The organism is bacterium (genome assembly GCA_024226335.1).
Taxonomy (GTDB): domain Bacteria; phylum Myxococcota_A; class UBA9160; order SZUA-336; family SZUA-336; genus JAAELY01.
The window spans coordinates 17,502-32,976 of record JAAELY010000522.1; the positions used below are offsets into that span (position 1 = coordinate 17,502).

Consider the following 15,475-nt stretch of genomic DNA (forward strand, 5'->3'; position numbering starts at 1 on the left):
GCGCGACTCAGACTCGCGCCGCGGCTGACGGAGGCGCGGGCGGAAGGTGCATTGGATCCGGCGTAGGCTGCGTAGTGCGCGCCAGCTCGCGCACGTCGAGCACTTTGCCGATCACCGCAGGGTGATTCTCGGCAATCCAACGGCGCACGCCTATGCAGCGGTAGTGCTCCATCATCGCGCGCAGCTTGCGCTCGGTGGTCTCGAGCCCCACGTAGTACTTGAAGCGGCGCAGACGCGGCAGCGCAATACGCGGCTGGTCTACGTCGATTTCGCGCGGATGAATGTAGATGTTCGTCGGTCGACCGCGTGAATTGTCTGCGGCGATTGCAAAACGCAGAAAACTCCAGGGGAACAAGCGCACATACCCCCCCCCGCCGTAGGGAAGGCGGAAGCGACCGAACCCGAAAGTCGCCGCGGGAATCTCGACCAGATCCCCGGCATTGCAGCGCACGATATGTGGCTGCTTGTACGGAGAGGGAAAGCCTCCGTGACTCGAGGCCGCCGGACACAACGATGCGTCGTAGCTGAAACCGGCCTCGGCAATCAGTTCGAAAGCCCACGCATCCTGGGGTGTGATCGAATTCCCCGGTGCGCGAAAACCCTCGCAAGGTTGCGAGGTCAGATCTTCGAGCAGCTTGCGAGATGCGGCCAGATCGCCGGCCAGCGATGCCCTGTCGTGTCGTCGCACGACTTCGTGCCAGAAGGAATGGCTGGCCAGCTCGTGGCCCGCCGCGGCGATGCGCTTGATCAGCTCCGGATACTTCCACGCCACCCAGCCGACCGTGAAGAACGTGGCGTGCGCGCCGCCTTCGTCGAGCAGTTCCAGCAGACGATCGGTATTGCGCTCGACCCCGGAGGGCAGATCTTCCCAGCCGTCCCGTCCGGGGGCATCGTCGCTTTCGAGGATATGGAACCAGTCCTCGACATCGATCGTGAGCATATTGGTCTTACGGGCCACGCCTACTCCGAGTCTCCGCTCTGGGACGGTCGCGGAGGACCATCGGTTCGATCCGTTGGCCGCCGGACGTGAGTAAAGTACTTGGAAATCACGTCCCGGGGCACCGCCAGAAGCATACCAGGATCGGATAGCGCCAGATCCCCGAAGTCCTTGTTCCGGGGATCGAGCGTCGTGCGCAGGAACTCGAGCAATCCCAGTTCGCGGGTGCGCAAGAAGTGCCAGGATGCGAGCAGATCGCGAACGGGCAGCTGCCAGCGAACCGAATCATCCTGTTCGTCGATGTGCACCGGATTCGGATTGCCCGTCAGGTCGCAGTGCGCGTCCCAGACCACGTCGACTCCGGCGGCGCGCGGCAGCGAGTACCAGAGCGTGGGACGGGGGTTCAACTCGATCAGCTTCCACGCCTCGTCGCGCGGGTCCCATTTGTACTCGGTTCCGCAGATGCCCGAATAACGCAGCTTCGCCACCAGTTCGAGCGAAAGGTCCGCGATCTCCTGGGACCAACACGCCTCCATGTACGAACCGGAACCGTAACGCGGCGGGTACTGGCGCGACTTGCGCGCGGTGAACAACGACCGGCACTTGAATTGAGCATCGGTATAGAGCCCGGCCACGAAGATATTCGTCTCGGGCCCGGGGATGACTTCCTGCAATACCGAATCTCCACCCCAGTCGCGAAACTGTTGCCACCAGCGCACGAGACCGGCGGAGTCCTCGACCTCGACCAGTTTCTCGCCGCCCAGGTGGCGACGAAAGAGGTGGCCCTGTGTGGGTTTGACGATCGCGGGATAGCGCACTTCCGCAGCGGCGCGTTCCGCATCGGCCTGGTCTTCCGGAAAGAAGGTCCGCGGCATGACGATGCCGAGCCCCTCGCAACGTCCGTAAAATGTCTGCTTGTCCATCAGGAGCGACGAAACTTCGGGCTTCATCGACTGCATCAGGATGAAGTGATCGCGCAACGCCTGGTTGTGGTCGGCCACGAAGTCGATGTACGGGTCGCCCGCGGTATAGATGACCGGCCGATGCTCCTGTTCACTGCCGAACTTCATGAGCGCGGCCAATAACTCAGGCCCTGCCGGAAGCGAGGCAAAGCGTGGGTCGCCCGAAACCCAGCGCGAGCTATGACCCAACGCCTGGGGCTCGCTATCGACGCCCCAGACCTTCACGCCGCGAGGCGCGAGCGAACGCGCCACGGCCAGACCCGTGGCCGACAGGGTCAGGATCACGGCGGGGTGGGATTGAGGCGTAGACATCGAGCCTAGATTAACGGATCGAGAGCCGCGGGGATGAATGCGCAATTGACACCCCGGGTGGGTTGGGGCATCGTGCGCTGCCTGATGATTCCATCCCAGCGACAGACTGCGGCCTTGCTCCTGGCAATTCCCAGCACTCCAATCCGCCGCACCCGTACGGGGTCCCCCCGGCGCGGATAGGTCTGTCGACCCTCCGGCGCCGTCGGGGGACTTTTGAACGGGTCGTGTTTCCGCCCGCTCGGACACGGCACCGAGTCCTTCGTTCGCCCGGAATCAGGCGGCCCACCCGCCTCCAGATGGAAGAGTCATGGCCCAAAACCCACACTTCTCGGATTACGTGGCACCCCATGCATGGTGCGGCAGCGGTCCCCCGCTGCTCTTGATCGCCGGCCTCGGTGGAAAGGGCACGAGCTGGCGCCCATATCTGCAGACGGCCGCCAAGCACTTCTCGGTATTGACCTTCGACAATCGCGGCGCGGGCCTGGCGCCTGCGCTCGAGGGTCCGGTTTCGATCCGCGATCTGGCGCTAGATGTGCTGGCACTCATGGATCACCTGGGGCTGGAACGCGTGCCGGTCATGGGTCGCAGCATGGGCGGGATGATCGCCCAGGAACTCGCGCTGCTCGCGCCCGAGCGAGTCTCCAAGCTGGTGTTGGTGGCCACCACGGGCCGGTGCGACGCTCACGTTTCGGCGATCTTCGAGCTCTGGGCGGAAATGGCAGAAGAAAGAGTCCCGGCCCAGATCCGCCACCGCAGCTCCATGCTCTGGTGCCTCGGCCAGCAAGCCCTGCAGAACGAAGCAGCGGTCCAGCCGTACCTGAAGACGAAGCTCGGCGCGGATCGGCCGGACGACTACGCCTTCCAGGCACGGGCGTGTGCAAGCCACGACGCACTCGACCGATTGGCGGATCTGACGGTACCCTCACTGGTGATCGCCGGTGAAGACGATCGGCTCACGCCCCCGGCTCACGCCCTCGCCCTGGCCGAGACGATTCCCACATGTGGGCTCGAGATCATTCCGGGCGCGGGCCACCTCGTCTATCTTGAACAACCCGAACTCTTCACCCACGCGGCCACGGATTTCCTGCTCCGCGACCGAATCGAAACGGGAGAGGATTCGGGAGAGATTCTCGCCAGAAGGAGAGCGCCGATATGTCCGGAAAGTACGAAGCCGTGTTGAACCGCGAGAAGCTGGTCTTTGCACCGGGCGTGCGACGCTGGCCGCTTGCGCTCGATCGAGGAGCGGGCTCCAAGGTCTGGGACGTTGAAGGCCGCGAGTTTCTCGATCTGACGGCGGGCTGGGGTGTGACCTCAATCGGTCACTGCCATCCGGCGCTGGCCGAAGCGATCGCAGATCAGGCGAGCAAACTCATGCAGACGACCAACGTCGTGTACTCCGAGCCACAACTCGATCTGGCAGAACGCATCGCCCGCATCAGCCCGGCGAACATGCAGCACTCGTTCTTCACGTCATCGGGCGCCGAGGCCAATGAGGGCGCACTCAAGCTGGCTGTTCGCCGGACCGGGCGCAGCAAGTTCGTCGCCACACTCAATAGCTTCCACGGACGCACACTCGGCGCCATGGGATGCCTCGGCCAGGAGAAGTACCGCAAACCCTGGGCGGGCATCGTGCACGAGGCGGATTTCGCACCCTACGGAGATCTGGCAGCCGCCCAGCAGCTGATCGACAAAGACGTGGCCGCCGTGATCGTCGAGCCCATCCAGGGCGAGGGCGGGGTCGTCGTTCCACCGGCCGACTATCTGACCGGTCTCGAGAAAGCTTGTCGCGATGTCGGTGCGCTGTTGATCCTCGACGAGGTCCAGACCTGTTGTGGTCGCACCGGACGTTGGATGGCACTCGAGCACAGCGGTGTACAACCCGACATCCTGACCTTCGGCAAGGGCATTGGGGGTGGCGTTCCGATCGCGGCGTTCAGCGCGACCGACGACGTCATGAACGCCATCGTGCCGGGAGATCACGGTGGAACCTACGCCGGTAATCTGCTGGCTTGCCGGGCCGCAGCCACCGTCATGAAGGTGATCGAAGACGATGGACTGGTCGAAAACGCGCGAGTGCTTGGAGACCACATCATGGAGCGCTTCGGGGCACTCGCCAAGCGCCAGGCCGACAAGGTCGAGGCCGTGCGCGGCGCGGGCCTGCTCGTGGGCCTGGTACTCCGCGATGCCGAACTCGCTGCGGCGGTGCACCCGGAAACCCGCGAACGCGGCGTGCTGGTCAACCTGACCGCCGAGCGGGTCATCCGACTCTTCCCCGCACTGAACATCCCCAGGGACGAACTGGATCAAGCCCTGGACGTGATCGAAGCGGTCGTCGAAAAATCCTAGCGGGGCAGCTAGCGAGCGGGCAGCTTCGCCCCGTGGTAGGGACAGAAGTTCCAGTTGGCTTCCAGATCTTCGCCGCCGGTCGGACAGATTCGCGTTCCCGCGACTGAGCTGAGCGGGGCGCGCCAGCGGAACACGATCGGGAGCCGAGCCTCGTCGATGCGGTATTCCAGGCGCAGTTCGCCTTCTTGCCCACCGAGCAGGATCGGCTTGCCAGAAGGATCCGTGTTGTTGATCGGAAGCAGGCGCAATCCGTCGCCGAATAGCGACAGGGACGCCTTTAGCGGATAGATCAGCTTGGGTGCGAGTTCGGCGAGTCGCGGATTGACTTCGCGCAGAACCTCGAACGGTTTCAGGTTCACCGTAATCGTCGAGCGCTTCACGAACTCGGCAATCTCGGTCATCCGGGGCTTGGCGTCCGCAACCACCGTCGCCTCGACCACACCGATGATCAGGTAGTCGTCGAAGACTCGGCGCACCTCGTCGATCTCCGACGCGCTCATCTTCTGCTCGCGGGCGGAGGCGACCCAGTACTCCGGCGGCAACCACCACGCGTTGATCACGCGACCGGTTTCGGCCACGGTGTTCGCCACTTCCTCGACTATGGAGGTGGTCTTGGGCATCGCAACCTGCGCCGCGACGGGTAGTGCGACGAAGCTGGACAGTGCTGTTACGAGAGTGACGGCAAGCGCGTATTTCACGGCGGCGGAGTGTAGCGAGTCGGCGCTCAAGCCACCCACTCGGCGACGCGCTCTCGGTAGGCTCCGATCGGGTCGGCGGTCGGGTCCAGATCCTCCAGCCAGTTCGAAGCCGTGTGCTGGAGTTCGCGCGCCACATCCCCGCGCCAGGCCCGAACCAGATCGGCGGGTTGTTCGCGCTCGACGTAGGCAAAGCTCAGATTTCGGCTCGCGCGGGGCGGAAGTGCGATGCCCAGGTCGAGCGCCAAACCCACCCGCGGCCCGGGCTCGGGCGCCCGCGCGCGGATCACTGAAGAACTCTCGGCCAGCGCGCGGACACACTCGCCAGCTTCGCCCTCGGTCACTCGTTCGCATGCTCCATCTCCCGCGCGGTACACCCCATCAGACACATCCCAGGTCTCGGAATATTCGAGATATACAGGCGAGTCGGCGAGGTTCTCCAGGCGCACGAGCGAGAACAGCAGAGGATGATCTCCGGCTGGCGCGAAGACCAGGTGCAAAAGCGCGAGATCCGGTGTGTGCAAGATGCGCCGCACCTGCGCGACGCCGTATTGCGTTTCGTCGGCTTCGTTGGTGCGCAACAAGCGCCGCTCGCAGCGCACGAAGGCGTCGATGCGAGCACCGCAGAACCGGACCTCGTTCTCGCGCGCAACTCCCCCGCAAGCCCGGTTCGCAACCGGGTGTCCGGAAGAATCCGCGACCGGTATCACCGGCCCCCAGGCCGGGTCTGCCAACGGGTTGGCCAGGCGCGATGGATCAGACGTAGGTGCTGCCCTTCGGCGCGCCTTCGTCCTTGCGGATCTTGACGTTGATGCACGCGGGCTTGCCCGACGCAAAGGCGCGTTCGAGCGCCGGACGGATCTCGTCAGGCTTCTCGCAGTACTCGCCGTGTCCACCCATCGCCTCGACGACCTTGTCGTAACGCGTGTAGTTGAGGTGCGTGGCGACCGCGCGATCCTTGCCGAACAAGGCGACCTGCGGACGCAGCATCTGACCCCACGCCGCGTCGTTTCCGATGATGCCGACGATCGGCAGGTTGAAGCGAATCGCGGTATCGAACTCAAAACCGTTGAGGCCGAACGAACCATCGCCGTAGATGATCAGGACCTTCTTGTCCGGGAACGACGCCTGCGCGGCCAGCGCAAACGGCATACCGACACCCAGAGTTCCGAGCGGTCCCGGATCCATCCAGCAGTTCTCCTTGAGAACCGGCAAGACCTTCGCCGCCTGGGCGACAATGTCGCCGCCGTCGCCGATCAGGATCGTGTCTTCGTCGATGAAGTCGCGAATCTCACGCGCCATCCGCAGCGGGTCAACCGGCACCTCGTCCGAGTTCAACTGGTCCTGGAAGCTCGCCTCGATCTCGGTCTCCTTCGCCCGGAGTTCATCTCGCCAGGCGGTGAAGTCCAGTTGGATCGACTCGTCCTTCATCAACTGCTGCATGGTCTCCAGCGCCGTTCCGATATTGCCCACGACCGCAGCGGCGGGCGAACGATTCTGGCCGATCAACGTATTGTCCATATCGAGTTGAATGATCTTCGCGTCGGCGGGAATCGACTGGCCGTAGCGCAGGCGGAAGTCGAGCAATGCACCGGCGAGCACGAAGACGTCGCACTGCTTCATCGCGTCCTTGCGCACGCGATTGAAGAACTGCGGATCGTCGGAACGCAACTGACCCCGGCCCATGCCGTTCAGGAAGACCGGCAGTCGGGTCTCCTGTGCGAACTGACGCAGTGCTTCTGAACCCTCCGACCACTTGACGCCGGTACCGGCCATCATGATCGGACGCTTGGCCCCCTTGAGGATCTGCAGAGCTTCGAGCACTGCGGTTCGATCGGGCTGCAGGCGCGGGGCCTGACGGAAGGTCGGGAACCAGGCATCTTCGAACTCCGAAGCACCGGTGAGGATGTCCATCGGAATCTCGAGGAACGAGGGACCGGGCACGCCGGACACCGCATGGCGAACCGCGATTTCGATGTACTCGGGAATGCGCTTGGTCTCGTAGCAGGCGTCGGCCCACTTCGTGATCGGCTTCATCACCGAAACGTGATCCATCTCCTGTAGCGATCCGCGGCGCATATTGTCGAATGGCCCCTGTCCGCCGATCACCAGTATGGGACTGTTCGCTCGCCAGGCGTTCGCGACGCCGGTCACGCCGTCGGTCACACCGGGTCCGGCGGTCAGCACTGCGCAGCCGATCTTTCCGGGGTTCAGGCGACTGTACGCGTCTGCTGCGTGGACCGCGGCCTGTTCGTGGCGTACGTCGATGATGCGGATGCCTTCGTCGATCGCACCATCGTAGATGGCCATGACGTGCCCACCGCTGAGTGTGAAGATACAGTCGACGCCGGCCGCCTTGAGAGCGCGCGCGGCGAGTTTGCCACCGTGAACTGGCATTGGGGTTCCTCCGAGAAATTCGCGCCCAGAGTAGCAGGGCTGGCGCTGTGGTTGGGAGTCGGGCCAGAACGCCTATTCCCGTATCTTCCTCAGCGCATCTCCCGCAAGCCCTCGGTCAGCTCGGGAAAGCTCAGGCCGATCCTCTCAGCTTCGGACAGCGCCGCTTCGGCCTCCGACCAGAGTCTCGCCTCGATCAGGGAGACGATCAGGTTCTGGTGCGCGACGCTCAGCTCGACGGAATCGCAACGTTCGCCGTCACAGGGCAGTAGGTCCCTGTATAGGCCGGTAGCCCGGGCGAAGCGCCCTGCGGCCCGGGCGTAGTTGCGCCGCTCACTGAATTGCAGGCCGCGACGTACGGACGCCTGGGCGAGCAGGCGGGTGACATCTGTATTGTCGGGTCGAGTCTTGTGCAGGCGCTCGAGACTGTCGATCCCGGCATCGATCTGACCCCGCTCGATCAGCTCGTAGGCCAGATCGAGTCGCCGTTCCACACCTGCTCGGAAGATCGGCGTCCGGGCTTCGAGATCGGGGGCGAGCACGCCTGCTTCACCGCGCAGACGCTCCGACAGCTCATCGTCGGGCTCGAACGCCGCGCGGTCCAGGAGAATGACCGCCAGCGCGTGCTCCAGTTCCGAATCATCGGGCAATGCGACGAGGGCTTTGCGCAGATCGGACTCGGCCTCGATCAGCGGCTGGATGCCCTTGCGCGCATCGCGCGTTCGCGCGGCCCGTTGGATATGTGCGGCAACCCACGCGCGACGCAAGCGATCGTTCCAAGGAGTGCGTTCGAGTGCCTCTGCGTAGGCGTCGATCGCCACTTCGTAGTTTCCCACCTTCAAAGCCGCATCGGCGGCGGCCACGAGCGGAGCAACACCGAATCGCTCCCGAACCTGCGCCTCCTGGTCGGGTTCCCCTCGCGTGCCACACGCGCTCAGACTCGCCAGAGCCAAAACGAGTACGCCTGCTTTGCCGGTCAATCTCACGGGCGCCGAAGTTAACCGAGGCACCGCTCCCGCACCAACACGACTGTGTGAACCATCCAATACAGTCTGAGATACGCCGGGCCGATAGGGTTTGCGATGGCAGAGTCTGATTCGGCCGAAGAACTGAATTCCGAAAACGACGTGGAACTCTACACGTCGCCCTGGGTGAGTGGCACCCGGGCCGCGGCCTACTTTGGCCCGATCAGCTCCGAACTCTTTCTCGAAGACGAGAGCTTCGAGGATCGCTCCGCCGCCTGGAGCAAGGCCGAACGCGAATTGCTCGAGTCGCTACGCGACAAGGCGCGCTCGCTTGGTGCCAATGCCGTCGTTGGCCTCGAAGTGACCCTGGATCCTTTCGCCTGCCAGGCGGAGACCGAGGTCTCGGGACTACGCCTGCACGCCGTTGGCACGGCTGCCAAACTCGAGCCGCTCTTCTAGCTCGAACCGTTTTCCTGGCTCGAGCGGCGTTTCCGGCTGACCCGCCTAGCGACGCTTTCCCCGCGACTACACCGGATTGAGCAACGGTCGTCCGGCGAGCACAGCGACGATGTTCTCGGCAGCAATCTCCGCCATGCGATTGCGCGTGGCAATCGTGGCACTGCCCACGTGGGGCGCAAGCACCACCTGTGGCAACTCTGCGAGCCCTGGAGAAAGGGCGGGTTCGTTCTCGAAGACATCCAACCCAGCCGCGGCAATCCGGCCCTCTCGGAGTGCGTGCACGAGCGCGCTCTCATCGATCACCGCTCCCCGCGCGGTATTGACCAGTACGGCGTGTGGGCGCATCCGTCGCAGTTCGGCCTCGCCGATCAGATGGCGCGTTTGGCGCGTCAGTGGAACGTGCAGAGACACGAAATCCGAGCGCTCCAGCAACTCGGGCAGATCCAGTCCGCGATCGCGACCGCAACTGAGCACCTGCATGCGAAAGCCCTCGGCGCGTTGAGCGACGGCCCGTCCGATGCGCCCTTCGCCCACGATTCCCAGCGTGCGCCCGGTCACGTCGAGTCCGATACCCAGGAGTGGCTCCCAGCCCGTGAAGCCGCCGCCGCGCACCAGCCGGTCCCCCCAGGGAATGCGCCGCGCCGCCGACAGCAAGAGCGCGAACGCCAGATCTGCGGTCGCGTCGGTCAACACGTCAGGGGTGTTGCTGACCGCGATGTCCAGGTCGCGGGCCGCATCGAGGTCGATGTTGTCGGTTCCCACCGCCATGTTCGCGACGATCTTCAAGCGCTTTGCAGAACGGAGCAGTTCGGCGTCGACCCGATCGGTCAGAAGCGACAGCAGTGCGTCGGCATCTTGAATCCCCAGCCCACCTGTCGTAACGGTGTGGCCGGCGGCGCGGAGCCGTTCCAGGCCCACTTCGGGGATCGGAGCGCTAAGGTGGACTCGCGCACTCATGTGTTCTGCTCTACGGAAGGACCCTTCATGAACGCATCCTCGCACAGGAGACGGCGTTGAAAGAGTTGAAGGTCACATTCACGCTGGATGCCAAGGACGTCGACCATTTGCGCCGGATCCTGCAGCGCTCCCAATCGAGCGTATTGAAGAAGACTGAGGACGGGGTGATCGGCGCAGCGCTCGTACTGGCGCGCGAGGTTCGCAAGTTCAGCCCTCCCGAATACGTGATGGAGCGAGTCGAGCGACTCGAGAGTTTCGTCGACATGATCAACGATCAGGACTGGGCCCTGCCCGTTTCCGTGAAACGCAAGGTGCTCGGTGCTCTGGCCTACTTCACCGACGCCGAAGACCTGATCGCTGATCCGGTCCCCGGTCTGGGCTTCCTGGACGATGCCATCATGATCGAGCTCGTGACCCGGGAGCTGCGCCACGAGCTGGTCGGCTATCGGGATTTCTGCGATTTCCGCGAGACGGTCGAGCAGCGGCCCTGGACCCCAGCGGCGCAGAAAGCCCTTCCTGGGCGGCTGAAAACCAAGCGGAAACAGCTGCGTGAGCGCATCGAACGGAACGAGATCCGGGCCGCTGAGAAGGCGGCCCTCGGGACAAGAGGCCGGCTGCGAAAGCTCTGGTAGCAAGATCTCCCAGCCTTGGATATGCTCCGCCTCCCATGAAGAAATCGACCAAGCTGCCGCACCGCAACCGTCGCCGAAGCGCCCGCCATCGCGCCAAGCTCAAGGCGAAGAACCGCAGAGTCCGGCTGCGCCGAAGCAAGGGCGAGCAGAGCCGGCCTTAGCGCCGCGCTTCGACCCCCATGAGCACGCGCGAGTACGCTCGTAGCGGCGTCGACACCGACGAGGCAGATCGCGCTCTCGCGAGACTCCTGCTCGAGGTCGCACCGACCCAGGCCTTTGGCGCTTCCAGCGAGATCGGCGTGGGCCATTTCGCGGCCGTAATCCGCGTCGGGCCCGTCCAGCTGGCGCTGACCACCGACGGTGTTGGAACCAAGCTGCTGATCGCCGAGACGATCGAGCGCTATGACACGGTCGGCATCGACTGTGTCGCCATGAACGTCAACGACTTGATCTGCGTGGGCGCCAAGCCGGTCGCCATGCTCGACTACATCGCCTGTGAAAAGGCCGACCCCGAGATATTTTCCCAGCTGGGCCGCGGTCTGGCTGAAGGCGCGAAGCTCGCCGGAGTCAGCATCGTGGGCGGCGAGACCGCTCAGGTCCCCTCCATGGTGCGGGGCGTGTCGGAGGGCAAGGGACTCGATCTGGTGGGCATGGCCGTCGGATTCGTTCCCGAGGGTGCCCTGATCGACGGCAGCACGATCGAGCCGGGCGATATCGTGATCGGTGTCGAATCCAATGGCGTGCACTCCAACGGGCTGACCCTGGCGCGCCAGGTGCTGAACAGGTTCAAGCTCGAGGAGTACATCGAGGAACTGGGCAGCACGATTGGCGAGGAATTGCTCAAGCCGACCCATATCTACGTGCCCCAGGTCGAGGCCGTAGCGGGGGCGGGTATCCAGCCGCGCGCGATCGCGCACATCACGGGCGACGGACTGCTGAATCTGCGCCGCGTCGAGGCGCCTGTGGGCTTCGAGATCACGGATCTGCCCGAACCCAACCCGATTTTCGGCCTGATCGAGCGCAGCGGCGAAGTCGCCCGGGGCGAGATGCGGACCGTCTTCAACATGGGCATCGGCCTGTGCTTCGTGGTGCAGCCCTCCGACGCCGAAAAGACACTCCACGCCGTGCGCGAGACGGGCCTGCAGGCGTGGCAGATCGGCCATGCAGTGGCCGATCCGGAGCGCAAGGTGCGAATCCCCGCCGAGAAGCTGCTCGGCCACTCCAAGCAGTTCCTCGGCGAGAAGTGAACGTCCCCCGGTGATCCGGTGGACCCTCGAGGCGACTGACCCTTCGTGCGCGGCGCGAACCGGCCACCTGGAAACCCCCCGCGGTCAGGTCGAGACACCGATCTTCATGCCCGTCGGAACCCGCGCCGCAGTGCGCGGGATGGCCCCGGACCAGTTGCGCGACGCGGGAGCCGAGATCCTGCTAGCCAATACCTACCACCTGATGCTGCGGCCCGGTGCCGACCTGGTGCGCAAGGCCGGAGGCCTGCATCGCTTCATGGCCTGGAATGGTCCGATCCTGACCGATTCCGGGGGATTTCAGGTATTCAGCCTGAAAAACAAGGAAATAGAGCGCGATGGCGTACGTTTTCGCAATGAAATAGACGGAAACGAAGTTTTCATGACACCCGAGAGCTCCATCGAGATTCAGCACGCTCTCGGCGCCGACATCATCATGGCTTTCGACGAGTGCACCCCCTTCCCGGCAGATCGCGAGATGGCGCAGCGGGGCGTCGACAGCACCCTGCGCTGGCTGGAGCGCTGCGTCAAAGCGCACGGTTCCAGCGAGCAGGCGTTGTTTGGCATCGTGCAGGGGTCGGTCTATCCCGACCTGCGTCAGCGCTGTGCCGCGGCCGTCTGCGCACACGATCTGCCGGGGTTCGCGATTGGCGGAGTTTCGGTAGGTGAGGGGATCGAGGAGCTCAAACGCATCGTCTCGGTCACCGCGCCGTTACTACCCGAGGACAAGCCGCGCTATCTGATGGGCGTGGGTCTACCCGAAGATCTTCTGGAGTCGGTCGAGCGCGGCATGGACATGTTCGATTGCGTCATTCCAACGCGCTATGCGCGTTCAGCCACGCTGTTCACACGGCGCGGCCGTATTCGCATGACGCACAAGAACTACCGGCGCGATTTCTTCCCAATCGACCCGTCTTGCGATTGCTACGCGTGCCGCACGTTCACGCGCGCCTATCTGCATCACCTGTACGGGGCAAACGAAATCCTCAGCACGATTCTCGGCGCGATTCACAACGTGCGTTTCTATCAGCGCCTGATGCAGGACATGCGCGAGGCGATCCGCGCGGCTCGCTTCCCCGCATTCAAGCGTGAGTTCCTGGCGGAGTACGGTGCGACGGCCGAACCGGGCGCGAATCTCAAGCGCCCGAGCGGGAGCCGCGGCCGGAAGAGCCGCGCCGGCGGCGCTTCCTCGCGCGACCGCCGCCGCTAGTCCCTCCAGTAGCCTGTTTCGGACCGGCCACCCAGTAGAATTCCTTGGAGGAGGCGCGCTTTCCCTCCGGGCGCACCTCGCTCACGTGGCCGAAGCGCTTGTTGAGCACGCCGCGAAAAGCCTGGCTCTGAGGCCCGGGAAAGGCCTTCACGACCAGCGTGCCCTTCGGCTCCATGACCCGATCCGCGACCGCCAGAGCCGCTTCGTGCAACTCTTCGATCGCGGCGCGATCCACGTCCTTGATGCCCGTGAGCTTTGGCGCGGCATCGCAGAGCACCGCGACGGCTTTGCGATCTCCCAGATGTGCAGCGATCTGATCAGCCGCGTCAGATTGCGTCATATCGAGCTGTAGCGACACGACCGGTGGCGCGAGGGGTTCGATCTCGTCGATATCCACGCCGATCACGAAGCCCTGCTCTCCGACGCGTTCTGCCAGGATCTGCAACCAGCCGCCGGGCCAGCTACCCAGATCGACGACGGCATCACCGGGCTTCAGCCGCGCAAAGTTTCCGAGCAGGCTCTCCAGCTTATAAGCAGCCCGAGAGCGAAAACCCTCTTCCTTCGCCTTGCGGTAGAAGGAATCCTGGCGCTCGTAGCGAGCCGTGACCAGTCGCCTTCAGGTCCGGTCTAGACGGCGGGACGAATGCGGACCAGGCCGTTGCGATGGCCGGGAACCGAACCACTGATGAACAGGAGGTTCTTTTCCGCGTCGATCTTTACGACCTTGAGACCGCGCATCGTCGTGCGCGTATTGCCGTGCTGGCCGGCCATCTTCTTGCCGGGCAGGATGCGACCGGGATAGGTTCCCGCCGACATCGCGCCACCGTGGCGGTAGTACTCATGGGTACCGTGGGTCTGGCTGTGAGTCTGGAAGTTGTGCCGCCGGACCACGCCGCTGAAACCGCGACCTTTGCTGGTTCCACTCAGGTCGACGTCCTGGCCTTCCTCGAAAGTGCTGCAGCCGAGCTCCTGGCCGACCTCGAGCGCGGCCAGCTCTTCCTCGCTGAGGCGGACCTCGAAGAGGACGCGTTTGGGATCGACTCCGCCCCGTTTGAAATGGCCCATCAGGGCCTTGGTAGCGTGCTTTTCCTTGCGCTCCTCGAAGCCGAGCTGGACCGCGGAGTAGCCGTCGGTCTCCTCGCTCTTCTTCTGGACCACGGTACAGGGCCCCGCGCGCACGACCGTGACGGCAACCCGGTTCCCGTCTTCGCTGAAGATCTGCGTCATTCCCAGTTTGCGACCAACGATTTCCACGAGACCAGCTCCTTGGCGCCCTTGCTCGGGCGCACCCTCCTGTGAGGGGCGGCGCATTATAGCGGCGAGGCGACCGATGCGCGACCGTTGTGGATCACCTCTTGTCTGGAGAACCCTCTATGCGGCTCTTTGCGCGCCTTGGCCTTTTCGCCCTCCTGCTGATCGTCCTGCTGATCGGCGGAATCGTGATCTATTTCAACAACATCGCTCGGGCGGGGATCGAAGGCGGCGCCAGCCATGCGCTCGGGGTAGAGACCGTCCTTTCCAGTTTCCGGCTGCGCCCGATTCGGGGCGAAATCGGGCTTTCCGGACTCGATATCAAGAACCCTCCGGGATTCGAACGCCCCAGCTTCATGAAACTGGGCAGCGCCAGCGCCAGCGTGGACCTGCAGAGTCTCACTTCCGATGTGATCGTGATCCCGAAAATCGATCTCACGGGATTCGAGATGACTCTCGAGCAGAACAGCGGGGGCTCCAACTACGGAACAGTGCTCGATAACCTCGAGAAGCTGAGCCCGGGAGGCGAGCCGGAAAGCGAAACCGAGCCCGGTGCCGAAAAACGCGTCGTGATTCGGGAATTGCTGATTCGCGACATCTCCGCCTACACGAAATTCTCGCGCGCCGGGGTATCCCTTCCGGAGATCGAGTTCCAGGTTCCGGAAATTCGCCTGACGAACCTCGGAGAAGAAGGCGGGGGTATCTCGATACCGGAGGTCATGGCGCTGGTAACACAGACGGTGCTGCGCGCAGTCGTGAAGAAATCGGGCGCGCTACCCCTGGGGCTCGCGCGCGATCTGACGGGTCGCCTCGACAAACTATCGGCGGCACTTCCCGTTCACAAAGTCGCGACCACGCTTGGCGGGACGGCCGACAAGCTCGGCGACACGGGCCGAAAAGCCGCAGAAGCTCTTGGCTCCGGGGTCGAGGGCGTAACCAGCGGCACCGGCAAGGCTGTGGACAAGCTCAAAGGATTCCTGGGGGGCAAGAAGGAAAAGTAGTTCCCCCGGGACAGCCCCGTCATGAGTACTGCCTCGTGCCCAGCTGCGCCGGCTTCGTGCCCGAAACGGCACCGTTTCGTATAGTCAAAGCCTGGAAAACAAGAGACCCA

At 64.1% G+C, this 15,475-nt stretch carries 16 protein-coding genes; 7 read left to right on the plus strand and 9 right to left on the minus strand.

What is annotated here, in order from left to right:
* Positions 1 to 7 precede the first annotated feature (7 nt).
* Positions 8 to 958 (minus strand): DUF3473 domain-containing protein, encoded by a 951-nt coding sequence (locus GY725_25255; GenBank protein ID MCP4007501.1) that lies wholly within the window; start codon positions 956 to 958, stop codon positions 8 to 10.
* A 2-nt stretch (positions 959 to 960) separates the two neighbouring features.
* The gene (locus GY725_25260; protein MCP4007502.1) at positions 961 to 2,211 is read right to left on the minus strand and encodes a hypothetical protein; all 1,251 of its coding nucleotides are present in this window, start codon (positions 2,209 to 2,211) and stop codon (positions 961 to 963) included.
* A gap of 307 nt (positions 2,212 to 2,518) precedes the next feature.
* Between GY725_25260 and GY725_25265 the strand changes: the two genes are divergently transcribed.
* Entirely contained in the window at positions 2,519 to 3,391 is an 873-nt protein-coding gene (locus tag GY725_25265) for an alpha/beta fold hydrolase (protein ID MCP4007503.1), read from the plus strand.
* A complete protein-coding gene (locus tag GY725_25270) occupies positions 3,364 to 4,557 on the plus strand; it encodes an aspartate aminotransferase family protein (protein ID MCP4007504.1) in 1,194 nt (397 codons plus the stop codon). The genes GY725_25265 and GY725_25270 overlap by 28 nt, the downstream gene beginning before the upstream one ends.
* A gap of 8 nt (positions 4,558 to 4,565) precedes the next feature.
* On the opposite strand, the gene GY725_25275 is transcribed toward GY725_25270, so the two are convergent.
* The 4 genes from GY725_25275 to GY725_25290 form a co-directional block, all read right to left on the minus strand.
* Positions 4,566 to 5,285 carry a hypothetical protein gene (locus GY725_25275; GenBank protein MCP4007505.1) on the minus strand — a complete coding sequence of 240 codons (720 nt, stop codon included), beginning with the start codon at positions 5,283 to 5,285 and terminating at the stop codon, positions 4,566 to 4,568.
* Positions 5,282 to 5,986 carry a hypothetical protein gene (locus tag GY725_25280; GenBank protein ID MCP4007506.1) on the minus strand — a complete coding sequence of 235 codons (705 nt, stop codon included), beginning with the start codon at positions 5,984 to 5,986 and terminating at the stop codon, positions 5,282 to 5,284. The genes GY725_25275 and GY725_25280 overlap by 4 nt, the downstream gene beginning before the upstream one ends.
* 22 nt (positions 5,987 to 6,008) lie before the next feature.
* Entirely contained in the window at positions 6,009 to 7,649 is a 1,641-nt protein-coding gene (locus GY725_25285; GenBank protein MCP4007507.1) for an acetolactate synthase, read from the minus strand.
* 89 nt (positions 7,650 to 7,738) lie between these two features.
* A complete protein-coding gene (locus tag GY725_25290) occupies positions 7,739 to 8,626 on the minus strand; it encodes a hypothetical protein (GenBank protein MCP4007508.1) in 888 nt (295 codons plus the stop codon).
* Positions 8,627 to 8,728: 102 nt separating this feature from the next.
* Between GY725_25290 and GY725_25295 the strand changes: the two genes are divergently transcribed.
* Positions 8,729 to 9,070, plus strand: coding sequence for a heavy metal-binding domain-containing protein (locus GY725_25295; GenBank protein ID MCP4007509.1), 342 nt, complete (start codon positions 8,729 to 8,731; stop codon positions 9,068 to 9,070).
* A 66-nt stretch (positions 9,071 to 9,136) separates the two neighbouring features.
* Here GY725_25295 and GY725_25300 read toward each other — a convergent pair whose 3' ends face one another.
* On the minus strand, positions 9,137 to 10,027 hold the full coding sequence (locus GY725_25300) for a D-glycerate dehydrogenase (protein ID MCP4007510.1): 891 nt from the start codon (positions 10,025 to 10,027) through the stop codon (positions 9,137 to 9,139).
* Between the two features lie 56 nt (positions 10,028 to 10,083).
* Here GY725_25300 and GY725_25305 point away from each other — a divergent pair, with 56 nt between their 5' ends.
* The 3 genes from GY725_25305 (at position 10,084) to tgt (ending at position 13,113) form a co-directional block, all read left to right on the plus strand.
* Positions 10,084 to 10,659: a DUF1232 domain-containing protein gene (locus GY725_25305; GenBank protein ID MCP4007511.1), complete on the plus strand. Its 576-nt coding sequence runs from the start codon at positions 10,084 to 10,086 to the stop codon at positions 10,657 to 10,659.
* Positions 10,660 to 10,838: 179 nt separating this feature from the next.
* The gene (purM, locus tag GY725_25310) at positions 10,839 to 11,906 is read left to right on the plus strand and encodes a phosphoribosylformylglycinamidine cyclo-ligase (protein ID MCP4007512.1); all 1,068 of its coding nucleotides are present in this window, start codon (positions 10,839 to 10,841) and stop codon (positions 11,904 to 11,906) included.
* Positions 11,821 to 13,113: a tRNA guanosine(34) transglycosylase Tgt gene (gene tgt, locus GY725_25315; GenBank protein MCP4007513.1), complete on the plus strand. Its 1,293-nt coding sequence runs from the start codon at positions 11,821 to 11,823 to the stop codon at positions 13,111 to 13,113. The genes purM and tgt overlap by 86 nt, the downstream gene beginning before the upstream one ends.
* On the opposite strand, the gene GY725_25320 is transcribed toward tgt, so the two are convergent.
* Together GY725_25320 and rplC are read right to left on the minus strand one after the other, a co-directional pair.
* Positions 13,040 to 13,723: an RlmE family RNA methyltransferase gene (locus GY725_25320; protein MCP4007514.1), complete on the minus strand. Its 684-nt coding sequence runs from the start codon at positions 13,721 to 13,723 to the stop codon at positions 13,040 to 13,042. The two genes, tgt and GY725_25320, sit on opposite strands and share 74 nt — an antisense overlap.
* 17 nt (positions 13,724 to 13,740) lie before the next feature.
* On the minus strand, positions 13,741 to 14,424 hold the full coding sequence (gene rplC / locus GY725_25325; GenBank protein MCP4007515.1) for a 50S ribosomal protein L3: 684 nt from the start codon (positions 14,422 to 14,424) through the stop codon (positions 13,741 to 13,743).
* A gap of 62 nt (positions 14,425 to 14,486) precedes the next feature.
* On the opposite strand from rplC, the gene GY725_25330 reads away from it, so the two are divergent.
* Complete coding sequence (locus GY725_25330) at positions 14,487 to 15,365, plus strand: hypothetical protein (GenBank protein MCP4007516.1); 879 nt, start codon at positions 14,487 to 14,489, stop codon at positions 15,363 to 15,365.
* Positions 15,366 to 15,475: the final 110 nt, after the last annotated feature.